The following is a 23,734-nucleotide window of genomic DNA, read 5'->3' as shown; positions in this document are numbered from 1 at the left end:
GCCTAGGCCCCGGTAGTGATGGTTTTGGTGCCGGCCAGTGCCGTCCACCGCTGGCGCAGGGCGTAGGCGGCGGGCTTGGGCCGCCTGTCCCGGGTGAAGACGCCCTTCTTGTTGCCGTCCACGCGCATGATGCCGTTGGAAGTCTGGAAGTCGGCGAAGTTCCAGACCTGCTCGCCGACCATGGCGTCCACGCGGTCAAAGACGCGGTGGTACATGGCCAGGAAGGCGGCCTGGTATTCCTCGCTCCAGGGCTGTTCGTAGATGGAGTGGAAGCCGGGCATGGTGTCGGGTCCGTACTCGGTCATGATCATGGGCTTGCCGTATTTGGCTTCCCACCCCCGCAGTTCCTTCTCCAGGACCTGCTCCGCTGTTTCGAGGTCGCCGTTGTTGAGGTACCAGCCGTAGTAGCGGTTGAGCATGATGACGTCGAACAGGTCCCCGAGCAGTTCCTTGTCCGGGGTGTCGAACATGACGTTGACGTAGCCGACCGGGCGGGTGGGGTCCAGCTGGCGGGTCAGTTCCGCGAGGGGTGCGAAGTACTCGCGGGCGCCCTCTTCGGAGCCGTTGGGCTCGTTGGCGATCGACCAGATCACCACGGAGGGGTGGTTCTTGTCGCGGGCGACGAGCTCGGCGATGGCCTGCCGGTGGCTGGCGGCGGTGTTGGCGTCCACCCCGCCCTCGACATAGGTCTTCTTCGCGATGCCGCCGAAAACAGCGCCGAAGCCCAGGTGCAGGCCGACGGCGGCGGTTTCGTCGATCACCACGATCCCGTGCCGGTCGGCGAACTCCATGACTTCCTCGGCGTAGGGGTAGTGCGAGGTCCGGAACGAATTGGCGCCCACCCAGTCCAGAAGCTGGAAATCGTTGACCATCTGGGCGTCGCTGTGGCCCTTGCCGATCCCCACGTGGTCCTCGTGCATCCCGAAGCCGGTGAAGTAGAACGGTTCGCCGTTGATGAGGAATTCCTTGCCGCGCACTTCCACGGTGCGGACACCGACCGGGAGCGTGTAGCTGTCCAGCAGCCGGCCGCCGTCGCGGATTTCAGCCGTGAGGCTGTACAGGTACGCGGCGCCGGGCTTCCAGAGCACGACGTCGGCAATCGCCAGGGTGCCGCCGGCGGCGTCGGCGCGGGCCGCCTCGGCGCCGTCGGCGTCGCGGAGGATCACGGTGACGGTCTCGCTGCCGGTCCCGCCGGCGGTGGCGATCGTGTAGTCGACGCTGCCGGTGGATCCGTCGAAGCCGGTGACGACGGTGATGTCATCGACTCTCACGGCGGGGGTGCTGAACAGCCAGACGCTGCGGTGCAGGCCGGCGTAGTTGTAGAAGTCGTGGAGGTAGCTCTGCTGGCGGCGGCCGTCCCCGGTGACGGTGATGGTGCCCGGCGGGATCGTGCCCTGCGTGAGCTCGTTGTTGACGGAGATGGTGAGGCGGAATTCCTGCCCCGGCGTCACGTGGTCGGTAATGTCCGCGCTGAACGGCATGTAGCCGCCCGCATGCCGGGCCACCAGGGTGTCGTCGACCCACACCATGCCCTCATGGGTGGCCGAGTCGAGCCGGATGTGGATGCGCTCCCCCGCCCAGCCGCGGGGCACGCGCACGTTCCGCTGGTACCAGACGTAACCAACGTGGTCCCTGATGGCCTTGTCCGGGAAGACGTCGTTGTAGCTGGCAGGGACGCCCATTTCCAGTGCGGTTGCCAGTGGCGCCTTGAACCATTCGTCCCGGTGGCCGGAGCGGTCAAAGTCCACCTTGAAGCGGTACAGGCCGTCGAGGTTGACGAGCTCGCGGGTTTCGCTGGCCTGGGGCTTTAGCATCGCGGGAACTCCTTACGCGTCGTTGCGGGGCGGGCCTTCCGGCGCGGCCGGCGGTGCCGGTTGCCACCTGGTGGCCCCTGTGTCTGCATGTAATCCTAGTCACTTGGCAATCATTTGGCAAGCGGTTGCCATAAATTTCGTTCTGGCAGAACGGAGACGGCCCGCGGCACAATGCGCCGCTGGATCGCCGCGACACGAAACTGCCCGGCACCGGCGGTTGCCGGTGCCGGGCAGTTATGCCTGCAGAAGGTCCGCTTACTCCGGGACAGCCGGCCCGGAGAAGGTTCCACTGAGGTTTTCGATGAGTTCGACGACGGGGCCGCCGGAGGGTGCCGCCGGATCCAGCAGGTCCGGGGACAGCAGGCTGAGCAGGGCACGGATGCGCTCCGCACCGGCCAGCGTGTTGGCTGCCGCCACGTCCGCCGCAAGCGGGTCCTGGAGACTCTCAGCGGTGGCCGTGAAGTCCATCCACGCGGCGATCATGAGGGCCGCCGCGGCGCCGGACCTGCCCTGCGCGCGTTCGGCCAGCAGCACCGGAACGGCGCGCATGCGCAGCTTGGTGCTCCCGTCCATGGCGATCTGGGCGAGGTGGTGAGCGATCCTGCCGTTGCCAAAACGCTCCAGCAGCGCGGCACGGTACGCCGGGATCCGCAGCTCGGCTGCATCTCCGGCCGGGCCATGCAGGTTGCTTTCCGCCTCGTCCCAGAACGCCTCGACGGCCTGCCGGCAGGGCTCGTCCTGCAGGGCCTCGGCCACAGTGGAGTGGCCGCGCAGCTGCCCGGCGTAGGCCAGGAGCGAGTGCGCCCCGTTCAGGAGCCACAGTTTGCGGTTTTCGTACGGCCCGATGTCATCGACGAACACCGCTCCGGCGTCCTCCCAGCGGGGCCGGCCGGCCGGGAAGGCGCCGCTGAGGACCCAGTTGCGGAACGGCTCGGCCACCACCGGCGAGGTGTCGCGGTAACCGCAGGCGGCCTCGACGGCGGCGAGGTCGGCGTCCGTGGTCCGCGGAGTGATCCGGTCCACGGACGTGCTGACGAAGCTGATGTTCGCTTCGATCCAGCCGGCCAGCCCGGAGTCCCAGTAGCCGGCCAGGCCGACGACGGCGTTGCGGGCCACTGTGCCGTTGTCGGCGAGGTTGTCGCAGCAGACAACCGCGAGGGGACCGGCCCCGGCGGCCCGGCGGGCGGCGAGGGCAAAGACCAGCCGGCCCAGCGGCGTCGCCGGGAAACCCTCGCCGGACGCCAGCACGTCAAGGTCCGCGACCACGTCGGGAGCCCCGCGGTCCAGCCGGCCGTCGGCGCCGAGCCGGTAGGCGGCCTCGGTGATGGTCAGCGTGATGACGGCGGTCCCGGCAGCGGAGACCAGCGCGGCGAGCCGCGCGACGTCGGCCCCGTCCACGGCGTCGACGATGCTGCCGATCACTTCGAAGGCGTCGCCGGCGTCGCCGCGTTCCACCAGCGTGAAGAGGCCGTCCTGTTCGGCCAGCGCCAGCGCCGCGTCGGGGCGCCGGCCAGTGAACGCGGCGATCCCCCACTCCGCGGCGTCGCCGGCATGGTGGGTGTACCACGCCTGGTGCGAGCGGTGGAAGGCACCCAGGCCCAGGTGGACGATCCGCACCGGGGCCGCGGCCGCGGGACGGAGGCCGCGGTTCAGCCGCGGCAGTTCCGCCGCGGCAGCCGGTCCGGGGGTCCCGGCGTTTTCTGTGATGGTCATAGCTTGAAGACCCTTCTCGGGGAGCCGTCGACGAGGTCGACGATGATGTCGCGGGCCCGGTCCTCGCTGATCCGGTGCTCGGCCACGAGGCGGGCCAGGAACGAGGCCTCGATCCGGCGGGAGGCGTCATGCCGGGCCGGAATGGAGCAGAAGGCGCGGGTGTCGTCGATGAAACCCGAGGACCGGGAGAATCCGGCCGTCTCGGTCACCGCGGAGCGGAAGCGCAGCATGGCGTCGGGCGCGTCCAGGAACCACCACGGGGCGCCGAGGTAGACCGACGGGTAGAAACCGGCCAGGGGCGCGAGCTCGCGCGAATAGACGGTTTCGTCCATGGTGAAGAGCACCAGGTGGAAGTCCTGGTTGTTGCCGAAGTCCTGCAGCACGGGCCGGATGGACGCGGTGTAGTCGATCGCGAAGGGGATGTCGTGCCCGGTGTCCGCACCGTACTTGTTGAACGTGTCCGTGTGGTGGTTGCGGAACGAGCCCGGGTGGATGGTCATGACCAGGCCGTCCTCGACCGACATCCGCGCCATCTGGTACATCATGTGGGCTTCGAAGTCTTCGCGCTCGGCGGCGGTGGCCTCACCGGCGCGGGCCCGCTCGAAGAGCCGCTCCGCATCAGCGGCGTCCAGCTTCAGGGTGCGCGGGGTGCGGACGCCGTGGTCGGCCGACACAGCGCCGTGGTCCACAAAGTAGCGACGCCGGTTCTCGAGCGCAGTGAGGTAGCCGGCAAAGCCGCTGCCGCCGTCGCCCGCTGCCGCGATGAGCCGTTCGACGTTGCCGCCCCAGGCCGGGTTGGCCGGGTTGAGGTAGGCGTCGGGCCGGAACGTCGGCAGGACGCGGCCGTGGAACGTGGGGTCCGCGGCCAGGGCCTTGTGGGCGGCCAGGTCATCCAGCGGGTCGTCGGTGGTGGCCAGCACCTCGATGTTGAAGTCCTTGAACAGCTGGCGGGGTCGGAAATCCGCTTCCTGGAGCCGGGCCGAGATGGCGTCGTAGGAGGCGTCGGCGGTGGCGCCGCTGATCTCCTGCTCCAGGCCGAAAACGCTGTGAAACTGGTCGCGGAGCCAGTAGCCCGAGGCGGTGCCGTCGAAGAGCGGCCACGCCTCGCAGAATGCCCGCCACACAGCCCGGGATTCCGGCGCCGCCGCGGACCCGTGCGCCTGAGCGCCGGCCTGCGGGCGCAGGTGTTCCAGCGGGACGCCGCTGGCGTGGATCAGGCGGGTGACGTAGTGGTCCGGGCTGACCAGCAGCGCTGCCGGGTCGGGGAAGGGGGTGTTCTGCTCGAGCACGGCGGCATCGACGTGGCCGTGCGGGGAAATGATCGGCAGGTCCTGTACCTGGGCGAGCAGGCTGCGGGCAATGCTCCGCGTGCCTGGGTCGGCGGGCAGGAGCCGGTCCGGAGAGGCTGCAATCGACTGTGACATAGCTCAATGGTCCAGCTGCGGCAACCATTTTGTCAACCGGTTGCCAAATATTGCCAACCCGGCGCGTTTGCCTCGGTGCTCCTACGCCGACGGCAGGAGCCGCCCGCTGGAACCGCGCAGCACGAGTTCGGTTTCCACGCTCAGCGTCCCGGCCGCCGCCCCGCCCCCGCCGGCCAGGCTGTCCAGCAGGAGTCCGGCCGCGCCGGAACCGCATTCGCCCAGGGGGGATCGCACGGTGGTCAGCGGCGGGGTGGTGAAATCCGCCCCGAAGATGTCGTCAAAGCCGACAATGCTGAGCTGGTCCGGGACCACCACGCCGGCGGCCTGCAGCTCCTGCATCAGGCCGATGGCGAGGAGATCGTTGTACGTCAGGACGGCGGTGGCGCCGCTGGCCCGCACCGCACGGGCGGCCTGCCGGCCGCCGTCGACCGTGGGTTTGGTGGACTCCAGCCGCACGGCCTCGAGCCGGGACCATTCACACGCCGCCCGGACGCCCTCCCAGCGCCGGGCGGACATCCAGGACTGTGCCGGCCCTGCCACGTAGGCGACTTTCCTGTGCCCGTTCGCGGCGAGGCTGCGGACGGCCTCGCTGATGCCTTTGTTGACGTCGGGCACCACGCACGGGACGCCGTCGACCTCGCGGTTGATGACCACCACGGGCTTGTCGCGGGCGAGCGCTCGGATGTCGTCGTCGTCCATGCGCGGGCTGGCGAGGATCAGCCCATCGACGGTGGGCATCATCCGTCGGGCGGTGGTCAGCTCGGTGACGGCGGACTCGGCCGAGTCGGCGAGGACCAGGGTGTAGTCCCGGGCCGTGGCGGTGGCGCCTGCCCCGCGGATGATGTCGAAGAACGTGGGGTTGGTGATGTCGGCGACGATGAGGCCGAAGGTACTGGTCCGTCCCGTGGGCAATGCCCGCGCGAACGGGTTCACCTGGTAGTTGAGCTCGGCCGCCGCGTCCTCGATGAGTTTTTGCGTCTTGGCGCTGACCCGGCCCGGCTTGCTGAGCGCCCGCGACACCGTGGACGGGTTCACCCCGGCAGCCCGGGCGATGTCGTAGATCGTGGCGCCGGACTTCCCTTCCCGGGCAGGCTTCCTCGCCGGCGCTGCGGCGGGTCCGGCTGGTGCGGCAACGTCTGGCTTCGCGGGTTCAGTCACGGCCCCATCCTAACGAGGAAACATCCCAACTGGCTCGCAGCAGGGGCCGTTCTGTGTGCGTCCGGAACGGCCCCTGCTGCCAGTTGGCTGGACTAGGAGCGCTCGGGGAACTTGCCCTCCCCCGCGATCCGTTTGTTCAGCTGGCTAAGGAACTCGTCGGGATCGAAGTCCAGGCCCACTTCCCGGCCCGTCCAGCTGGAGAGGTGGATGGCGTTGGCCAGCCGGACGCCGTTGATGCCGTCCGAGCCCGGCGCCAGCAGCGGCGTGCCGTCCAGGATGTTGGCCGCGAAGTTCTCCAGGACCCCTGCGTGCTGTGCGCCCCAGGCCGATTCGAACTCGATGACCTCGGTGGTGTAGTACTCCTCCGGGTTCAGCTCGCCCATGAAGAGCTTCCGGACGTCGTCCATGCCCATGCCGTCGCTGAGCTCGCGCTCGGGCTTCTTCAGCCGGGTCACGGTGGCGGTCTTGGAGTTTTCGACGACGATCTTGCCCTGGTCGCCCAGGATTTCGAAACGGTCCGTTCCCACGATGTCGTGCGTGGCGGTGACAAAGACGCCGGTGGCGCCGTTGCCATAATCGACGACGGCGGTGACCTCGTCTTCGACGGCGATGTCGCGGCGGAAGCCGTAGGCCACCTTGGAGTAGACGGACTGCGGAACGCCGCAGATCCACTGCCACAGGTCCAGCTGGTGCGGTGCCTGGTTGACCAGGACGCCGCCGCCCTCGCCGCCCCACGTGGCCCGCCATTCACTGGAGTTGTAGTAACCCTGCGGACGCCACCAGTTGGTGATGATCCAGTTGGTGCGGCGGATGGCGCCGATCTCGCCGTTGTCGACGATCTCCTTGAGCTTCTTGTACAGCGGGTTGTTGCGCTGGTTGAACATGATGCCAAAGGAGAGCTCGGGCCTGGTGGCCGCGAAGTCGTTCAGCTCCTTGACCTGCTTCGTGTAGACGCCGGCCGGCTTCTCCACGAGGGCGTGGATGCCGCGCTTCAGCGTTTCGATGCCCATCTCCGGGTGGAGGAAGTGCGGCACGCAGGTGACGATCGCATCGACGTCGCCGCTTTCGAGCATGGCGAGGTAGTCCTCGTAGAACGGCGCGTCCGGGTACTGGGAAGCTGCCAGTTCCTTCTTGGCGGGGTCCGTGTCGCAGATGCCCCCGATCACCATGTTCGGGACTGCGCCCTCGGCGATGAACTTGGCATACATGCCGCCCTGCTGGCCGAGGCCGATGATGCCTAGGCGTACTTTGTTGCTCATGTGGTGATTCTCCATAGTCATTGGGTGTGGTCTAGAAGAGGTCGGCGTGGCCCATGGCCACGAGGTTGTCGTAGGAGGTCTGCAGGGCGTCCCAGACCGTGCGGCCGTAGAGTTCGTCCTGCTCAACCAACAGGTACCGGGCGCCGGCGGCCCGGGCTGCGGGGATGATGGACGGGAAGTCGAGGTTGCCTTCGCCCACTTCGGCGAACTGGACCACGTTCTTGAAGTGGTCCATGAAGCCGCGGAAATCGCCCGTTTCCAGGAGCCCGAAGGATTCTTCGGGCAGCTGGCCGATCCGGTAGTCCTTCAGGTGCACCATGGCGGTGCGGCCGGCGTACTTTTCGATGGTGCGGACCGGGTCCTGGCCGCCGCGCTGCACCCAGTGCACGTCCAGTTCCATGCCCATGGCCGGGGAGTTCTCGGCGATGATGTCCAGCATGTATTTGCCGTCGAACTTCGCGAACTCGATGTGGTGGTTGTGGTAGTACAGTCCGATGCCGTGTTCCTGCAGGCGTTCGGCGTAGTCGTTGGCCTGCTTGGCGAAGTCGATGACGGCGTCGATCGACTTCATGGCCGCGAACGGCAGCATGCCGATCCGCAGCAGCGTCGAGTCCAGGCTCTTGGCATCGTCAACGACCTTGTCGAAGTTTTCCTGGAGCGAATCGCCAGGGAAGCCCTTCGGTGTTTCCATGGCCACGGACAGCGCGGCTATGTCCATGCCGAGCTCGCTGCGGGAGCGGTTCAGCTCTGCTACGTTGTCCGGTGTCATCGGGATCTGGGAGATCTCGACGGCGTTGTAGCCGATCGCGTTGACCTTGCGGAGCGTTTCAAAGGCCCCAAGTCCGGCGAAGCTGTCTTTGAGCATCATCGCCTGTACGCCGATTTTTGCCATTGTTATTGTCCTCCTGCATGGTGGTGGTCTTGTGGGTGCGCTGCCTAGGTCAGGGCGCCGGCCTGCTCATGCTGCTGCCGCTGGATTTCCAGCAGCCGGTGCCGGTCCGCCCGGCGCTGTTCCTGCCGGTCAGGGTCGGGGACCGGGGACGCCAGCAGCAGCCGCTGGGTATAGGGGTGGTCGGGGTCGGTGGTGACGACGCCGGCCGGCCCTTGTTCGACGATCTCGCCGTGGTACATCACGGCGACGCGGTGGCTGATGTGCCGGACGACGTCGAGGTCGTGCGAGACGAAGAGGTAGGACACCCCGGTGTCCTTCTGGATTTGCAGGAAGAGGTCCAGGACCCGGGCCTGGGTTGAGAGGTCCAGGGCGCTGACGGGTTCGTCGCAGACGATCAGCTTCGGCGAGAGCGCCAGGGCGCGGGCGATCGCGACGCGCTGGCGCTGCCCGCCGCTGAACTCGCGCGGGAGGCGGTTGATGGCGTCGGCGGGCAGGCCCACCTGGTCCAGCAGTTCCTTCACCCGCCTCCTGGCCGCTGCGGCGTCCATGCCCTGCACGCCGAGGGGCTCGGCGAGGATGTCGCCGATCTCCAGGGCCGGGTTCAGGGAGGTGTACGGGTCCTGGAAGACCACCTGCAGGTCCCGGCTGAGGACGCGCCGGTCCTTGCGGCTGGCGTGGCTGATGTCCTTGCCGTCGAAGCTGATCCTGCCGGCGGTTACGGGGGCCAGGCCCAGGATGGCGCGGCCCAGGGTGGTCTTGCCGGAGCCGGACTCCCCCACCAGTCCCAGGGTTTCGCCCCGGCCGATGCTGATGTTGATGTCCGTCAGGGCGCGGAAGGGATTTGCCCGGAACTTCTTGCCGGGGTACTCGACCACGAGCTGGTCGACGGTGAGCAGCGGTGCGGTGTCGGCGGGGCTCATGCGGCTGGCTCCTTCTGCCGGGAAACAAGCATGGACATGGGTTCTTTGCCTTCGAGCATGGAAGCCAGAAGCGTTTGTGTATAGGGTTCCCGCGGGTTGCGGAGGATCTCGCGCACGAGTCCTTCCTCCACGAGGCGGCCGTTCTGCATGACGGCCACCCGGTCGCAGAGGTCCGCCACCACACCGAAGTTGTGGGTCACCAGGATGACGCCGATGTTCAGGCGCTGCTGGAGTTCGCGCAGCAGGTCCAGCACGTCCGCCTGCACGGTCACGTCCAGGGCCGTGGTGGGCTCGTCGGCGATCACCAGGTCCGGTTCGCAGCTGATGGCGCCGGCGATCAGCACGCGCTGGGCCATGCCGCCGGAGACCTCGTGCGGGTAGGCGTTGAAGGTCCGGTCCGGGTTGACGATTCCGACGTCCGTGAGCAGTTTCAGGGCCCTTTTGGTGGCCTCGGCTTTGGAGATCCCGAGGACGCGGACCATGGGCGTCACCAGCTGGTACCCGATGGTGAAGGCCGGGTCCAGGTTGCTCATGGGTTCCTGCGGAATGTAGGAGATCCGCTTGCCGCGCAGCTTGGCCAGCCGTTCCTGGCTGACGCGGTCCTCGCCCGGCGCGACCGTGTAGTTGCCGTCGAACTGGATGGAACCGGCGACGATCCGGGCGTTGTCCGGCAGCAGCCCCAGGATGGAGAAGGCGGTCTGGGATTTGCCGGAGCCGGACTCGCCCACGATGCCCAGGATCTCGCCGCGGTCCACGTGGAAGGAGACGTCGTCGACCACTTTCTTGATGGAGCCGTCCGCCTGCGGATAGCCGACGCCGAGGTGGGTCACCTTGACCAGGTGGTGCTCGGTTCCGGGGTCGACGGCGGCCGCCGGCCTCCCGCCAGCGGCACGTACTGTGCGCGCGGTGCCGGGCGCCGGCGTCGTGCGTTGCACTGAGATTGCCTTCTTGCGGTGTTTGATCTTTTCCCCGTCTTCGAGGGCGTCGCGGATGGCGTTGCCCAGCAGGACCAGGCCGCCGATGGTCAGCGCCATGGCCAGCGCCGGCCAGAAGAGCAGGGTCGGGTTCAGGTAGACGTTCTTGAAACCCTCGGAGAGCATGACACCCCAGGTTGCCTTGGTGGGGTCGCCCAGGCCGAGGAACTCCAGGCCGGACTGGATGGCGATGGCCACCCCGGCGATCGCCGCGGTCTGGATGATGATGGGGGCCCGGACCACGGAGAAGATGTGCCGGGCGATGATGCTCAGGTCCGACAGCCCGGAGACGCGGGCGGCGTCAACGTAAAGTTCGTTGCGCACCGACTGGACGGCGGTGCGGGTCAGCCGGAAGTAGGAGGGGCTGATGAGGATGCCGAAGGCGATCATGGAGATCCAGACCGAGGGGCCGAAGACCGCACGGATGGTGAGCAGCACGATCAGCCCGGGGAGGCTCATGAGGATGCTGACCGCCCAGTTGGAGACAGCTTCGAATCGTCCGGCGTAGTAGCCGGCGATCAGCCCGGCCGGCAGGCCGATCACGATGGCCACCCCGGCGCAGAGCAGCGCGGACAGCAGCGTCAGCTGCGCGCCGTACAGGAGCCTGCTCCAGACGTCGCGCCCGGCGCTGTCGGTGCCCAGGATGTTCACGGAGTCCGGAGCGGCGAGGGTCTTGGCGATGTTCGCGTAGTTCTGGTCAAAGGGGGCCAGCACCGGGGCCAGGATGGCCAGGAGCGAGATCACCGCCAGGATCGTGATGGCCACGACGCCGAGGGGGTTCCTGGCCAGGCGCTTGAGGACATTGGAACGGACCACCGTGCCGGACTGGCCGGTGACCGGGGCCGCGGGGCCGGCGACGGCCGCGGTTTCTACAGAATCGCTCATGACACACGTACCTTCGGGTTGAGCCAGCCATTGAGAATGTCCACCAGCAGGTTCACCACGATCACGACGACCACCGTGTACATCACGACGCCCATCACCACGGGAAGATCCGACTGGCCGGTGGCGGTGACCGCGAGCGGACCCATGCCGGGGAGGGCGAAGATCTGCTCGATGATCACCACGCCGCCGAGCATGCCGATCAGCTGCAGGCTCAGCACGGTCAGGCCGGCGGGCGCCGCGCTGCGCAGGACGTGCCTGAAGAGGATCTCGCGCTCACCGATCCCGCGGCTGCGCAGCGTGCGGACGTAGTCGCGTTCGAGCTGCTTGATGACGGCGCTGCGGATCTGCTGCGCGCCCCCGGTGACGCCGTTGATCAGCAGGGCGATCACCGGGAGCGACATGGAGTAGACCCACGCGTCTGCCCCGGATTCCGGGGAAATGGTGCTGGTGGCCGGGAAGAGGCCCAGCTGGATGGCCAGGATGGTCACCAGGACGACGCCGATCACGAACCCCGGGACGGAGTCGCCGATGATCGCCCCGACCTGGACCACCCTGTCCACCCAGCCGCGCTTCACGGCCGCGGCAACGCCGATGAGTGCGGCACAGATGGCGATCAGGATCATTGCGGCGAAAACCATGGTCATGGTCACCGGGATCCGGCTGGCCAGGGAGTTGGCCACCGGCTCCGAGCTGAACCAGGACGCCCCCAGGTTTCCGCTGAGGGCATCAGCCACCCAGGCGAAGTAGCGGGTCAGCAGGGGCTGGTCCAGCCCCAGCTCGTGTTCTTTCATCGCCACCTGTTCAGCGGTGGCCTGGTCGCCCAGGATGTTCCTGGCGATGCTGCCGCTGGACATGTACAGCAGGAAGAAGGTGAGCGCGGAGACCACCAGCAGCACCACCAGCCCGCTGCCCAGCCTTTTCGCAATGAACCTGATCATGGTGTCCTACTTGGCCGGTGAGTAGTTGTAGATGGACGGAACGGCCTGCTGGGTCTGCGGGGTCACGTTCACCTTGGCGTTGTGGTAGTACATCTGGTTGACGCGGAACAGCGGGGCGAACCATGCCTGCTCCACGACGTATTTGTTGACCTCCTGGGCGAGCTTGCCGGCGTCGGCACCGCCGTTGCGTACGGCGTCGATCTTGGCGTCCAGCTCCGGCGCCGCGTTTTTGAACGGGTTGTAGAGCGCCTTGGTGGAGATGATCTGGTTGATGGCAACCGTCGGCTGGCCCTGGAAGAGGGAGAAGTACATGGTGGTGTACTTCCGGGCGGCAACATCGGAGGTGAAGGTGTTGGTCAGCGCGGCGCCGACCTTGAGGGTGATGCCCACGTCAGCCAGCTGCTGCTGGACCACGGAAATCTGGGTCTGGAAGTCGGGGATCCCCGGGATTTCCAGGGTGACACCGTTCTCGTAGCCGGCCTCCTTGAGGAGCTGCTTGGCCTTGCCCGGATCGTAGCTGTAGTAGTTCTCCAGGTCCGGGGTCCATGCTCCGCTGGCCTTGCCGAACGGCTGGGAGGTCGGGGTGCCCTGACCCAGCATGACCTGGTCCAGGATGGTCTTGCGGTCGAAGGCGTAGTTGATGGCCTGGCGGACCTTGACGTTCTGCAGCGCCGGGTTCTTCGTGCCGTCGCGGTCCATGAGGATCAGGCCCTGCCAGTCGACCTCGTTGGCGGCCAGCTGCATCTTGGCGCCCTCGGCCTGTTTGCCCGTCTTCGGGTCCAGGATGGTGGCGTCGACCTGGCCGGAGACCAGGGCATTGGTGCGGGCCGTGATGTCCGTCAGGATCTTGAAGGTCAGCTTCTGGTACTTCTGCAGGTCCTTGTTCCAGTAGTCCTTGCGGGCCGTGAAGACCGTCTGCGAGTCCTTGACGGAGGCTGCCTTGTCCATCACGTAGGGTCCGGAGCCGACCGGCTCGGTCTTGATGCCGTCGGTGCCCAGCGCCTTGGGGCTGCCCATGAGGCCGGCGGCCTGGCTGAGGAAGTACTCCAGGGCCGGGTCCGGGGTGGTGAGGTTGATGTCAATGGTGTCGGCGTCCACCACGGTTACGTCCTTGACGGAGGCAAGCTGGGCCATCTGCGGGCCGTTGGCGGTCTTGAAGTGGTCGATGTTGGCTTTGGCGGCCGCAGCGTCGAACTTGGCGCCGTCACTGAAGGTCACATCCGTGCGCAGGTCCAGGGTCAGCTTGGTGTTGCCGGCGTTGTACTTCCAGTCCGTCGCCAGCATGGGGCTGAGCTTTCCGTCCGGCTCCCGCAGGATCAGGGTGTCATAGACGGCCTGGTATGGCTGGAGCAGGTGGCCCACGTGCGCCTGGGCCGGGTCCCAGGACCGGACGTCCTGGATGGTGCCCAGCGTCAGGGCGGTGGCGGCGGAGCCTGCGGCGGCACCGGCGCCGGCGCCGCCTCCGCAGGCGGTGAGCGCGAGGGACGCGCTGAGGATGAGGGCGGCTGCTGCCGCCTTGGGACCAAACTTCATTGTTGGCTCCTATCGGTTGACGAAGGTCCGATCCAGCGGACGTTGGCAGCGGCATTGTGGCCTGGGCCACAATGCCGCTTGTGGGATCAGCGTACGTTGGGTTGCCACATCTGGCAACCGGTTGTCATAAACTTTCTGGATTATTGCCTGGTCCGTTTTTGGCCGCGGATTTACGACGGCGTGACGGTGCCGCCCGCGCGGCAGTTTTTAGCCGTTTCCGGCTGTTTTCAACCGGGGTTCAGGACACTTTCGCCTCGGAGCCGGGGTAGGACTGCCGGTACAGTTCCTTGACGATCCGCAGCGACTTCGCCGCTTCGGCGGCATCGATCCAGAACGGGCCCGGCTGCGCCAGGCTTTCGTAGAAATCGGCGATCAGCAGGGCGTGCGAGACACCCCAGTAGGAACGCCCGCCCGAGCCCGCGGCACGTTCACGCACCACGTCGCTGCGCCCGTCGTCGTACGTGACCGTGAGGTCCCCGCGCAGGCTCAGGGTTGCCTTCTCGGTGCTGATGTCCACCGTCACGGGGGCGTTGAGCGTGTTGGCGAGGGTGGCGTAGAAGACGCTGCGCGCGCCGCTGTTGTGGACGGCGGCGAACTCCGCCGTGTCCTCGACCTCGATGGTGCCGGCCAGGGCGCGGGCCGAGGCGCTGCCGGAGAGCTCCACGACGTCGCCGAGCAGCCATTGCAGCAGGTCGACCGTGTGGATGGCCTGGTTCATCATGAGGCCGCCGCCGCCACCGCCCCAGCTTCCGCGCCAGGGCCGGCTGAGGTAGTAGTCGGCGTCCCGGTGCCACATGACTGTGGCCGAGGCGCCCAGCACGCGGCCCAGGTCGCCCGAATCCAGCAGCCGGCGCGTTGCCTGCACCGGCGCGTTGTAGCGGTTTTGGAAGCACACGCCAATCCGCGCCGTGCTTGCAGCGGCCGCTGCCAGCAGCCGCTCCCCCTCGGCCAGGGTGTGCGCCAGGGGTTTTTCGAGCACCACGTGGACGCCGCGGCGCAGGCATTCGATGGCCATCGCCGCGTGTTCGTGGTGCGGGGTGGTGATGTGCACGACGTCCGGGGCCGCCGTCGCCAGCATGTCCCGGTAGTCCTCGAACGCGGGGACGCCGTGGGCCGCCTGCGCCGCGGCGCGGCGGCCCGGATCGGTGTCGCAGACTGCCACCAAATCGGCGTCGTCCATCCCGTCAAGTGCCTCAAAGTGAACGACCGACACGTCGCCGCAGCCGATGATTGCCGCCTTTGGCATCCGAGCTCCCTACTTCCCTTGGTGGTGGCGGATTCGCGCTAGATGAGTTCGATCCGGTGCTTCGCCGCGAGCCCGGCGAAGGCGCGGGCCGCGGCGCCGAACGCCGCCGGGCCGGAGAACCCGCCCAGCTCATGGGCGCTGGCCAGGTGCGGCTCCAGGGATGCGAAGCCGTTGAAGCCGTCGGCTTTCAGGGCGGCGATGGTTTCGTCCAATTCGCCGTCGCCCTGCCCGGCGGGAACCACTTCGCCGCTGGCCGCCAGCGCATCCTTGACCTGGAAGTACTCCAGGTAGGGCCGCAGCATGGCATAGCCGTCCGTATAGGGCCTCACCCCGACCTGGACGAAGTTCGCGTTGTCCCAGGCAATCCGCAGGGACGGGGAATCGACGGTCTTCATGATGTCCAGCACGCGCTCGGGCGTATCGCCGTAGATGCCCTTTTCGTTTTCGTGCAGGAGCACGACGCCGGCTTCCGCGGCGAGTGCCGTGAGCGCCGCCATGCGGGTCATGACGTCGCCGCGGATCGCCTCCTGGCTCCGGCCTTCGGCCCGGTAGAAGGAGAAGATGCGGATGTATTTGGTCCCGAGCACGTTGGCGGCGTCGATAATGCGGCGCAGGCGCTGCTCTTCATGCTCGACAGGGAGGGACACGTCAACCTTGCCGATGGGGCTGGCGATGGCGGAAACCGCAAGGCCCTTGGCGGCCAGAATCTCTTTGAGGCCTGCCAGCTGACCGGCTGAGAGCTCGGAGATGTTGGTCCCCCAGGCGCTTCGCACCTCAATGTGCCGGGCACCGACGGCCAACAGCACGGCCGCCTGCACCTCGGGGCTCGGGTCGACTTCGTCGCCGAAGCCGGACAGGGTAAAGGTGGTTGGTGCTGACGCTGTTGTCAAGGCAAGCTCCCGCTTCAGGTATCCCGCCGCCGGGGGCGGCGTGAGTCAGTTCACAGTGGTGGTCCTGCTGCGAGTCTAGCCGGGCTGCCATCGATTGACAACCGATTGCCAAACTGTTGCATTTGTGTCACTCTTTGTTCACGCCGACACCCGGCAGCGTGAAATTTGCACCGTGACATCTGCGCCGCGACATTTACCCGCGACCATTGCACCGCGACCATTGCTCAGAGAGGAGCCCCGTGTCCATGCGACCGGACCAGGCCGAGCGGCCGGCCACCATCCATGACATTGCCGCGCTATGCGGTGTCGCGGCCTCAACGGTCTCCCGGGCGCTCTCAACACCCGACCGGGTGAATGTCCGGACCCGCACGCGCATCGAGGAAGCGGCAGCCAGGCTCAACTACACCCCCAACAGCCAGGCCAAGGCACTAAGCTCCGGCCGCACCGGCGCAGTCGGGGTCCTGGTGCCGGACATCACCAACCCCTTCTATTTCGACCTCATCCGCGGCACCCAGCTCCAGCTCAAGGCGGCCGGCTACACCCAGCTGCTGGTGGACACGGAGGAGTCCGACGAAGTGGAAGCCAGCGCGATGGAGCAGCTGCGCAAGGGCGCCGACGGCATCATCGTAGCCGCGTCCCGGCTCAGCGACGAGCTCCTGCAGGCTGCGGCGGCGACGATCCCGATCGTGGCGGTGAACCGGGATGTTGCCGGGGTGCCGGCGGTCATCATCGACACCCCGTCCGCCACCAGCCAGGCGCTGGACCACCTGATCTCGCTGGGACACACCCGGGTGGCCTATGTGGCCGGTCCCGCGAGCTCGCAGTCCGGCGAACGGCGGTGGACCGCCCTGTCCGAGGCGGCTGAGGCCCGCGGGGTGGACGTCTACCGGATCGGCCCCTTCGCCCCGACCACCCAGTCCGGTGCGGCCGCCGCCGATGCCGCCGTGCACAGCCGGGTCAGCGCCTGCATTGCCTTCAACGACCTCATCGCCATCGGCATGCTCCAGCGGCTGCGCGAACGCGGGATCCGCGTCCCTGAGGACATCAGCATCGTCGGCTGCGACGACATCTTCGGGGCCGATTTCTGCAACCCGCCCCTGACCACCATGGCGTCCCCGATCGAACAGGCCGGCCGGGTGGCCGTGTCCATGCTGCTGGGCCGGGTCAACCCGCTGGCCGGCGGAGGGCGCCGCAGCCGGTCCGTCATGCCCACCCATCTGAAAGTGCGCGGATCCACCGGCCCGGCACCGCAGTCCGCGCCGCAATAGTTGAGCGCGGTTGACACCGCTGGCTAGGCTGTGAAGCATGCGTGAACTCCAGGCGAAGATCATCGAGGAAATGGGCGTGCAGCCCCGGATCGACCCTGCCGGGGAGGTGCGCAAGCGCGTGACGTTCCTGAAGGAATACCTGACGGCCACCCGCACCAAGGGCTTTGTGCTGGGCATCTCGGGCGGACTTGACTCGTCCCTGGCCGGGCGGCTGGCCCAGCTGGCCGTGGAGGAACTCGAGGCCGAGGGCGTCGACGCGAACTTCGTGGCCGTCCGGCTCCCCTACGGCGTCCAGCACGACGAGGACGATGCCCAGGCGGCCCTGGACTTCATCCGGGCCAAGACCGAATGGACGTTCAACATTTCGGCCGCCGTGGACGGTTTCGAGGACGAATTCGAGAAAACCGTCGGGAACGGGATCTCCGATTTCCACAAGGGCAACACCAAGGCCCGCACCCGGATGATCGCCCAGTACGCCCTGGCCGGCGAACACAACTACCTTGTCATCGGCACCGACCACGGAGCCGAATCGGTCACCGGGTTCTTCACCAAGTACGGTGACGGCGGCGCGGACATCCTGCCCTTGTTCGGGCTGAATAAGCGCCAAAACAGGGCCCTGCTCGCCGAGCTGGGCGCCCCGGCCCGCATCTGGGAAAAGGTTCCCACGGCCGATCTGCTGGACGGCCAGCCCGGCCGGACCGACGAGGACGAACTCGGCGTCGGCTACGACCAGATCGACGACTACCTCGAGGGCCGTGACGTGCCGGAGGCCGTGGCTGAACGGATCGAGGGGATGTACCTCAGGACCCGCCACAAGCGCACGGTTCCGGTCACGATTTTCGACACCTGGTGGAAGTAGCCCGCACCGCTGTGGGCTGATGCGGCGCCGGCCGGCTAGTCGCGGACTTCGACCGTTCCCACCATGCCCATGAAGTCGTGCAGGGCGCAGATGTAGTCGAACTCACCGGCCTTCGTGAAGGTCACGGTGTAACGGCTGCCCGGAGGCATCAGCCCGGAGCTGAGGTCCCCGCCGGCGTAGGCGGCAGGATTGCCGAGCGGCGCGAAAATGTCGGCCGGCTCTTTGCCGAAGGTGACCGTATGCGGAGCACCCATGCCGTTGTTGATGAATGTCACGCTTTCACCGGTCTTGATCTTGATCTCCTGGTGCACAAACCGCATGACCATCGAGGTTCCGTTGTCCGTGCCGGCGATGACCGTGTGGTTGTCGGCCTGGTCGCGGGCCGCGTCCCAGGACTTATGTCCGTCGCGCAGAATGGCCCGTTCCTGCTTCTGTCCCTGGCGGTCATACTGCGACTGCGTGTAGGGATAGTGGGTTCCGGCGGCGCGGACGTGGACCATGGCCATCATGGCCATTCCGTGCACGAGGCAGTAGTACGTGAATTCACCCGTGTGCGGGAATGTCAGCGTGTATTTCCTGGCCTCCTTGAAGCCGCTGTTGGCCACGTTGGACATGACCCCGGAGTTGAAATAAGAGTGCCCGTCATATACGGCGCCGCCCTGCTTGAAGAGTTGTTGCGGGTTCGTGGGGTTGAACGGCTGCGTGGAGTCCAGCGATTGGCCGGCCGCGAGGAACGTGACCGTGTGGATCTCGGCGGAGTTGGCCCGCCAGGTCACTTTGTCGCCGGCGTTGATGTAGACGTGCTCGGGCAGGAAGGCCATGCCCTGGATCGCCTGGTCGTCTGATTCGGACCCGACCTGGACGGTCCACGTCCTTGACGACTTGCCGCCGTCCGCCACGGCGGCGCCGCTGACAGCCATGGGCAGCAGCAACGCCATCACGGCGGCCAGGACGATGTGCACAGGGCGCAGCGTCGAGTGAATTGCGGGGTGAGGAGCCATACGACTCACTCCTTTGGGTAAACCCGGATATACGGCCGGGGACCGTCATGGTGCTTCTCTGACGGCCGACGTCGACCACGGCGCCGGCCGGCGCCGGCCGGGGGGCACGTCCGCCGGCCGGCATTAGCGATGCGATCGGTGTGAGGTTCAGCAGCCCGGAAGGCGTTCTTTGAAGGCTCCGGATGCAGTTTCCATCGTGCTCCGCGGCCCCTGATTTGTCGAGGGCGGCCCGAACTCCTGGCGGGGCGGAATCCGCCCCGGCGCGTTGTGGCACGCCCGTGCCAGCACGCCGCCAGAGTGCCAGCACGCCGCCAGAGTGCCGGCACGGCCGCCAAAGTGCCGGCACGCCGGCGCCTGTGCCTAGCCGGCGCCCTGCAGCTGGGTCGAGATGCGGTGGGCCTCGTCCATCAGCAGCCGCCCCAGCCGGGGGCGCCGATCCTCGCGGAACCGCGGCTCGATGCCGGTCAGGGAGAGCGCCCACGCAGGACGCCCGCGCTGGTCGAAGACCGCCGCACCCATCCCCCAGCTGCCCTCCAGGACCAGCCCGGGGTTGACTGCATAGCCCGCGCGCCGGGTTTCCTCGAGATTCTCCCGCACGCGCGCTTCCGTGTGCGCGGCCGCAAAACCGCCCGCGTGGGCGGCCCAGTCCGCGAACAGCTCCTCCTGTTCCTCCGCCGGAAGAAACGCCATGATGGCCGTGCCGGCGGACGCCACGCCGAGGGGAAACCGCACTCCTTCGTGCAGCACAAAGGACCGGACCGGAAAGCTCCCTTCTTCCCGGAGCAGGCACACCGTTTCGTTCCCGCGGCGGATGGAGAAGAAGGCGCTCTCGCCGGTCTCCTCGGCGAGGCGGCGGAGGCTTGGCCTCGCAATGTCCTCCAGCGGGAACCGTGCCGAGGCCACCGAGCCCAGCAGCAGGATCTCCGGGCCAAGTACCCAGTTGCCGCTGCCAGGCTCCTGGTCCAGGAGCCCCTCGGCCGCCAGGGAGCTCAGGAGGCGGTGCACCGTGGGGCGCGTCAGCCCCGAGTCGCGAACGAGTTCCACGAGCGGGCAGCCCTCCGGCTTCCGCCCGACCAGGCGCAGCAGGGCAGCTGCCCGGCTGACCACCTGGGCGCCCTGGACGGGAGTGGTGTTCATATTTTCCCCTCAGATCGGCGGTCTTTCATCCATATTGTGGACACTCTTCAGCCTAGCGTCCACACTGTAAAAATGGGGAAATTTGACGATCTTTTCCGCGTTGACAGTGGTCCGCACCACACCATAAGCTCCTTCTTCAGACAGGCAGTCCACAAAGTGGATTGCGGCCCGAAGCTCAATGAGGAGATGCAATGTCAAAGGTGAAATCGGGGGCGGCCGCCGCGCTGCAGGACGTCCTGCAGGACGGCATGACGCTCGCCGTCGGCGGTTTCGGCCTCAGCGGGATCCCCGCAGACCTGATCGAGGCGGTGAGGGACTCCGGCGTGAAGGGCCTGACGGTCGTCTCCAACAACATGGGCGTGGACGGCAAAGGCCTCGGCATCCTGATTGAAGGCGGCCAGGTCCGCAAGGTCATCGCGTCCTACGTCGGCGAAAACAAGCTCTTCGCGGAGCAATACCTTGCCGGCCAACTGGAGGTCGAGTTCACCCCGCAGGGCACCCTGGCCGAGCGCCTGCGCGCCGGCGGCGCCGGCATCCCGGCGTTCTACACGAAGACCGGGGTGGGGACCCTAGTCGCCGAAGGCAAGCCGCTGGCCGAGTTCGACGGCGAAACGTTCGTCCTGGAGCGCGCCATCAAGGCCGACGTCGCCCTGGTGCACGCCCACACGGCCGACACCGACGGCAACCTGATCTACCGCTACACCGCGCAGAACTTCAACCCCGTGGTGGCCACGGCCGGCGTGGTGACCGTCGCCGAAGCCGAAGTGATCGTGGAGCCCGGCCAGCTGGACCCCAACCACATCGTCACTCCCGGCGTGTTCGTCCAGCGCCTCGTCCAGGCCAGCGACCGGCTCAAGGACATCGAACAGCGCACCGTCCGCCCCCGGCCGGAGGCGGCCGCCGCCGTCGTACCCGCCTGAACCACACCCGCCCCGCACACAAAGACTTTTCGAGGAGACCCACCATGGCTTGGACCCGGGATGAAATGGCCGCGATCGCGGCCGAGGAACTGAACGACGGCGACTACGTCAACCTTGGCATCGGCATCCCCACGCTGGTCGCCAACAACCTGCCCGACGGCGTCCGCGTCGTCCTGCAGAGCGAAAACGGCCTGCTGGGCATGGGCCCGTTCCCCTATGAAGGCGATGAGGATGCCGACCTCATCAACGCCGGCAAGCAGACCGTCACCGTCCTGCCCGGCGGCAGCATCTTCGACTCCGCCACGTCCTTCGGCATGATCCGCGGCGGCCACGTGAAGGTCGCCATCCTGGGCGCCATGCAGGTTTCCGGCGCCGGCGATCTCGCCAACTGGACCATTCCCGGCAAGATGGTCAAGGGCATGGGCGGTGCCATGGACCTGGTGGCCGGCACTCCGCGCGTCGTGGTCCTCACCGAGCACAACGCCAAGGACGGCAGTGCCAAGATTGTCAAGGAATGCACCCTGCCCCTGACCGGCCTGAGCTGCGTGGACCGGATTATCAGCGACCTCGCCGTGTTCGACCTCGTAAAGAACGACCCGGCAGCAGGCGGCGTCCGGCAGCTCATGCTGACCCGCCTCGCCCCGGGGGTCACCGTCGACGAGATCCGCGGGAAAACGGAGGCGGAGTTCGTCGTCGATCCCTCCCTCGCAACGGTCACCACCCTGGAAGGAGCCACAGCATGAGCCTGAAAGACCAGTTTGGCAAGGACGTCCTGCTCACCGGCTGGGGCCACACCCGCTTCGGCAAGCTCACGGAGGAGACCCTCGAGTCCCTGATCGTGCAGGTCGCCACCGAGGCGATCGGCAACGCGGGGATCGAACCCGGCCAAATCGACGAAATCTACCTCGGCCAGTTCAACTCCGGCATGATGCCCCTGGCCTTCCCGTCCTCGCTGGCGCTGCAGGTCTCGGACCAGCTGGCCAACGTGCCCTCCACCCGGGTCGAGAACGCCTGCGCGTCCGGCTCCGCCGCATTCCAGCAGGGCACCAAGTCCTTGCTGGCCGGCACCGCGAAGACCGTCCTGGTCATCGGCGCCGAAAAGATGACCCAGGCCGGGGCCGACGTCGTCGGGGCTGCCCTGCTGGGCGCGGACTACGACATGGCCGGCAAGGCCTCCACCACGGGCTTCACCGGGCTGTTCGCCGAAGTGGCCAAGCACTACGGCAAGCGTTACGGCGCCGATACCCTCGGCGACGTCCTGGGCACCATCGCGGCCAAGAACCACCGCAACGGAGTCGACAACCCGTATGCCCAGCTCCGCAAGGACCTCGGCGAAGAGTTCTGCCGCACCGTCTCGGACAAGAACCCCGTGGTCGCCGATCCGCTGCGCCGCACCGACTGCTCCCCCGTGTCCGACGGCGCCGCCGCCGTCGTACTCAGCGTCGCCCCGACCGGCGGCGCCACTGCGCCGGTGCGCCTGGCCGGGTTCGGCCAGGCCAACGATTTCTTCCCGGCCGACCGCCGGGACCCCACCGAGTTCGCCGCCACCCGGACGTCCTGGCAGCGGGCCCTGGCGATGGCCGGCGTCGGGGTCGAGGACCTGGACTTCGCGGAGGTCCATGACTGCTTCACCATCGCCGAACTGCTGATGTACGAGGCCATGGGACTGACCGAACGCGGCCAGGGGGCCCGCGCGCTGGCGGAAGGCTGGGTTTTCAAGGACGGCAAGCTTCCCGTCAACGTCTCGGGCGGCCTCAAGGCCAAGGGGCACCCGGTCGGCGCCACTGGCGTCTCCCAGCATGTGATCGCCGCGATGCAGCTCACCGGGACGGCGGGCGACATGCAACTGGCCGGACCGCGCCGTGCCGCCGTGCAGAACATGGGCGGCGTCGGCATCGCCAACTACGTCAGCGTGCTTGAAGCCGTCTAAGAGGCACGTTTAACAGGCAACACGAGGTCAGCTACGGCCCGTTCCGGGTGTCAACGGGCGGTAGCTGACCGTCGTGCTGCCGCCGGGCCTGTTTCGGGGCTGCCGGCTGCGGGACATGCTCATTTGTGGCACCAGTTCACCCCGAGCCCCCGTGGACATGCGTCCGGCGCCCACTCCCGGAGGACATGCCCATTCCTCACTCCCGCCCCTTGAGGACATGCTCATTCTTCGGCTCAGCTGGTGAGCTTGCTCATTCCCGGGCCCGCGCACGCAAGGACATGCTCCGCGGTGCCCACACCCGGAGAGCATGCTCATTCCTCACTCCGGTCTCTTGAGGACATGCTCAGTCTTCGGCTCGGCCGGTGGACATTTGAGCACTATGTCCAGTCTTGGCCGGGCCCGGAGAGCATGTCCCGCGGCGACCCTGGCTTCACCGCACCACACCCGGCCCCGCGAGCCCCTGGTTTCCCCACAACACGCCTGGCCCCTCCCACCCGACGGACCCAGGCGACCCCGACGACCCCGGAGCCACCCGGACCCCCGACCCCCAACCCGCGCCCGGCCGAGGTGCGGAACATGGGCGGCGTGGGCAGCGCGATCGACGTCCGCGTGCCCGAATCCGTCTCTGAACCCGGTCCCGAAAAGCAACGCGGGGTCACCTACAGCCCATCACGGCGGCTCAAAGTCAACTGGTCGTTGCAACGGGCCGGGTTTATGTCATGCTGCGGCGGCGATGAGTTGGCGCATGCGTTGTTTTGGGGTCTCGAGGTTCAGGGTGGGCCGTGGCCGGTTGTTGAGTTTGTCGGCGATGGTGTCGAGGTCCTCGGCGGTGAAGACCGAGAGGTCGGTGCCTTTCTCGAACCAGTGGCGCAGCAGCCGGTTGGTGTTCTCGTTCGTACCCCGCTGCCAGGGTGAATGCGGATCGCAGAAGTACACCCCCGCGTCCAGGGCCAGCTGGATGCGGGGGTACTGG

The 23,734-nt window shown here is 67.4% G+C and carries 20 protein-coding genes; 5 read left to right on the top strand and 15 right to left on the bottom strand.

Annotated features, from left to right (window positions below; all coding sequences use genetic code 11):
* Window positions 1–2 precede the first annotated feature (2 nt).
* The 12 genes from uidA to CFN17_RS08975 all read right to left on the bottom strand — a co-directional run bounded on the left by uidA (window position 3) and on the right by CFN17_RS08975 (window position 15,646).
* Window positions 3–1,814 (bottom strand): beta-glucuronidase, encoded by a 1,812-nt coding sequence (gene uidA, locus CFN17_RS09030; RefSeq protein WP_208751066.1) that lies wholly within the window; start codon window positions 1,812–1,814, stop codon window positions 3–5.
* A gap of 255 nt (window positions 1,815–2,069) precedes the next feature.
* Complete coding sequence (locus CFN17_RS09025) at window positions 2,070–3,527, bottom strand: mannitol dehydrogenase family protein (protein WP_208751065.1); 1,458 nt, start codon at window positions 3,525–3,527, stop codon at window positions 2,070–2,072.
* Complete coding sequence (gene uxaC / locus CFN17_RS09020) at window positions 3,524–4,951, bottom strand: glucuronate isomerase (protein ID WP_208751064.1); 1,428 nt, start codon at window positions 4,949–4,951, stop codon at window positions 3,524–3,526. The genes CFN17_RS09025 and uxaC overlap by 4 nt, the downstream gene beginning before the upstream one ends.
* An 81-nt stretch (window positions 4,952–5,032) precedes the next feature.
* Complete coding sequence (locus tag CFN17_RS09015; RefSeq protein WP_208751063.1) at window positions 5,033–6,109, bottom strand: LacI family DNA-binding transcriptional regulator; 1,077 nt, start codon at window positions 6,107–6,109, stop codon at window positions 5,033–5,035.
* Window positions 6,110–6,201: 92 nt separating this feature from the next.
* Window positions 6,202–7,368: a Gfo/Idh/MocA family protein gene (locus tag CFN17_RS09010; protein ID WP_208751062.1), complete on the bottom strand. Its 1,167-nt coding sequence runs from the start codon at window positions 7,366–7,368 to the stop codon at window positions 6,202–6,204.
* Window positions 7,369–7,399: 31 nt separating this feature from the next.
* Window positions 7,400–8,260, bottom strand: coding sequence for a sugar phosphate isomerase/epimerase (locus CFN17_RS09005; RefSeq protein ID WP_261792420.1), 861 nt, complete (start codon window positions 8,258–8,260; stop codon window positions 7,400–7,402).
* Between the two features lie 44 nt (window positions 8,261–8,304).
* On the bottom strand, window positions 8,305–9,180 hold the full coding sequence (locus tag CFN17_RS09000; protein WP_208751061.1) for an ATP-binding cassette domain-containing protein: 876 nt from the start codon (window positions 9,178–9,180) through the stop codon (window positions 8,305–8,307).
* Window positions 9,177–11,039 (bottom strand): dipeptide/oligopeptide/nickel ABC transporter permease/ATP-binding protein, encoded by a 1,863-nt coding sequence (locus CFN17_RS08995; RefSeq protein ID WP_208751060.1) that lies wholly within the window; start codon window positions 11,037–11,039, stop codon window positions 9,177–9,179. The genes CFN17_RS09000 and CFN17_RS08995 overlap by 4 nt, the downstream gene beginning before the upstream one ends.
* Window positions 11,036–11,977 carry an ABC transporter permease gene (locus tag CFN17_RS08990; protein ID WP_208751059.1) on the bottom strand — a complete coding sequence of 314 codons (942 nt, stop codon included), beginning with the start codon at window positions 11,975–11,977 and terminating at the stop codon, window positions 11,036–11,038. Before CFN17_RS08990 ends, CFN17_RS08995 begins: the two co-directional genes overlap by 4 nt.
* Before the next feature lie 6 nt (window positions 11,978–11,983).
* On the bottom strand, window positions 11,984–13,510 hold the full coding sequence (locus CFN17_RS08985) for an ABC transporter substrate-binding protein (protein ID WP_208751058.1): 1,527 nt from the start codon (window positions 13,508–13,510) through the stop codon (window positions 11,984–11,986).
* A 238-nt stretch (window positions 13,511–13,748) separates the two neighbouring features.
* On the bottom strand, window positions 13,749–14,756 hold the full coding sequence (locus CFN17_RS08980) for a Gfo/Idh/MocA family protein (protein ID WP_208751057.1): 1,008 nt from the start codon (window positions 14,754–14,756) through the stop codon (window positions 13,749–13,751).
* A 38-nt stretch (window positions 14,757–14,794) separates the two neighbouring features.
* Window positions 14,795–15,646 (bottom strand): sugar phosphate isomerase/epimerase, encoded by an 852-nt coding sequence (locus CFN17_RS08975; protein ID WP_208751056.1) that lies wholly within the window; start codon window positions 15,644–15,646, stop codon window positions 14,795–14,797.
* A 245-nt stretch (window positions 15,647–15,891) separates the two neighbouring features.
* Between CFN17_RS08975 and CFN17_RS08970 the strand changes: the two genes are divergently transcribed.
* Complete coding sequence (locus CFN17_RS08970) at window positions 15,892–16,914, top strand: LacI family DNA-binding transcriptional regulator (RefSeq protein ID WP_208751407.1); 1,023 nt, start codon at window positions 15,892–15,894, stop codon at window positions 16,912–16,914.
* Window positions 16,915–16,951: 37 nt separating this feature from the next.
* On the top strand, window positions 16,952–17,773 hold the full coding sequence (nadE, locus tag CFN17_RS08965) for an ammonia-dependent NAD(+) synthetase (protein ID WP_208751055.1): 822 nt from the start codon (window positions 16,952–16,954) through the stop codon (window positions 17,771–17,773).
* A gap of 35 nt (window positions 17,774–17,808) precedes the next feature.
* On the opposite strand, the gene CFN17_RS08960 is transcribed toward nadE, so the two are convergent.
* Entirely contained in the window at window positions 17,809–18,774 is a 966-nt protein-coding gene (locus CFN17_RS08960; RefSeq protein WP_208751054.1) for a plastocyanin/azurin family copper-binding protein, read from the bottom strand.
* A gap of 360 nt (window positions 18,775–19,134) precedes the next feature.
* The gene (locus CFN17_RS08955; RefSeq protein WP_208751053.1) at window positions 19,135–19,911 is read right to left on the bottom strand and encodes an IclR family transcriptional regulator; all 777 of its coding nucleotides are present in this window, start codon (window positions 19,909–19,911) and stop codon (window positions 19,135–19,137) included.
* 191 nt (window positions 19,912–20,102) lie between these two features.
* Here CFN17_RS08955 and CFN17_RS08950 point away from each other — a divergent pair, with 191 nt between their 5' ends.
* From CFN17_RS08950 to CFN17_RS08940, 3 genes are read left to right on the top strand one after another with little or no spacing between them, the layout of a single operon-like run.
* Entirely contained in the window at window positions 20,103–20,831 is a 729-nt protein-coding gene (locus tag CFN17_RS08950) for a CoA transferase subunit A (protein ID WP_208751052.1), read from the top strand.
* 44 nt (window positions 20,832–20,875) lie between these two features.
* Window positions 20,876–21,574 (top strand): 3-oxoacid CoA-transferase subunit B, encoded by a 699-nt coding sequence (locus tag CFN17_RS08945; RefSeq protein WP_208751051.1) that lies wholly within the window; start codon window positions 20,876–20,878, stop codon window positions 21,572–21,574.
* Window positions 21,571–22,761 carry an acetyl-CoA acetyltransferase gene (locus CFN17_RS08940; RefSeq protein ID WP_208751050.1) on the top strand — a complete coding sequence of 397 codons (1,191 nt, stop codon included), beginning with the start codon at window positions 21,571–21,573 and terminating at the stop codon, window positions 22,759–22,761. The genes CFN17_RS08945 and CFN17_RS08940 overlap by 4 nt, the downstream gene beginning before the upstream one ends.
* A 717-nt stretch (window positions 22,762–23,478) precedes the next feature.
* Here CFN17_RS08940 and CFN17_RS08935 read toward each other — a convergent pair.
* A partial coding sequence (locus CFN17_RS08935; RefSeq protein ID WP_208748236.1) for an IS30 family transposase occupies window positions 23,479–23,734 on the bottom strand: 256 nt, incomplete at its 5' end.

It is taken from the genome of Arthrobacter sp. PM3, from assembly GCF_003352915.1.
GTDB lineage: Bacteria > Actinomycetota > Actinomycetes > Actinomycetales > Micrococcaceae > Arthrobacter.
Note: the sequence above shows the minus strand (reverse complement) of the source record. Positions and strands in the feature narration are given on the sequence as shown.

Excerpts from the sequence above, each read along its gene's own strand:
- CFN17_RS08995 (WP_208751060.1), bottom strand. The coding sequence starts at position 11,039 with ATGAGCGATTCTGTAGAAACCGCGGCCGTCGCCGGCCCCGCGGCCCCG.
- CFN17_RS09010 (WP_208751062.1), bottom strand. The coding sequence starts at position 7,368 with ATGAGCAACAAAGTACGCCTAGGCATCATCGGCCTCGGCCAGCAGGGC.
- CFN17_RS08970 (WP_208751407.1), top strand. The coding sequence starts at position 15,892 with ATGCGACCGGACCAGGCCGAGCGGCCGGCCACCATCCATGACATTGCC.
- CFN17_RS08960 (WP_208751054.1), bottom strand. The coding sequence starts at position 18,774 with ATGGCTCCTCACCCCGCAATTCACTCGACGCTGCGCCCTGTGCACATC.
- CFN17_RS08980 (WP_208751057.1), bottom strand. The coding sequence starts at position 14,756 with ATGCCAAAGGCGGCAATCATCGGCTGCGGCGACGTGTCGGTCGTTCAC.
- CFN17_RS08985 (WP_208751058.1), bottom strand. The coding sequence starts at position 13,510 with ATGAAGTTTGGTCCCAAGGCGGCAGCAGCCGCCCTCATCCTCAGCGCG.
- nadE (WP_208751055.1), top strand. The coding sequence starts at position 16,952 with ATGCGTGAACTCCAGGCGAAGATCATCGAGGAAATGGGCGTGCAGCCC.
- CFN17_RS09025 (WP_208751065.1), bottom strand. The coding sequence starts at position 3,527 with ATGACCATCACAGAAAACGCCGGGACCCCCGGACCGGCTGCCGCGGCG.
- CFN17_RS08990 (WP_208751059.1), bottom strand. The coding sequence starts at position 11,977 with ATGATCAGGTTCATTGCGAAAAGGCTGGGCAGCGGGCTGGTGGTGCTG.
- uidA (WP_208751066.1), bottom strand. The coding sequence starts at position 1,814 with ATGCTAAAGCCCCAGGCCAGCGAAACCCGCGAGCTCGTCAACCTCGAC.
- CFN17_RS09000 (WP_208751061.1), bottom strand. The coding sequence starts at position 9,180 with ATGAGCCCCGCCGACACCGCACCGCTGCTCACCGTCGACCAGCTCGTG.
- CFN17_RS08945 (WP_208751051.1), top strand. The coding sequence starts at position 20,876 with ATGGCTTGGACCCGGGATGAAATGGCCGCGATCGCGGCCGAGGAACTG.
- CFN17_RS08955 (WP_208751053.1), bottom strand. The coding sequence starts at position 19,911 with ATGAACACCACTCCCGTCCAGGGCGCCCAGGTGGTCAGCCGGGCAGCT.
- uxaC (WP_208751064.1), bottom strand. The coding sequence starts at position 4,951 with ATGTCACAGTCGATTGCAGCCTCTCCGGACCGGCTCCTGCCCGCCGAC.
- CFN17_RS08940 (WP_208751050.1), top strand. The coding sequence starts at position 21,571 with ATGAGCCTGAAAGACCAGTTTGGCAAGGACGTCCTGCTCACCGGCTGG.
- CFN17_RS08950 (WP_208751052.1), top strand. The coding sequence starts at position 20,103 with ATGTCAAAGGTGAAATCGGGGGCGGCCGCCGCGCTGCAGGACGTCCTG.
- CFN17_RS09005 (WP_261792420.1), bottom strand. The coding sequence starts at position 8,260 with ATGGCAAAAATCGGCGTACAGGCGATGATGCTCAAAGACAGCTTCGCC.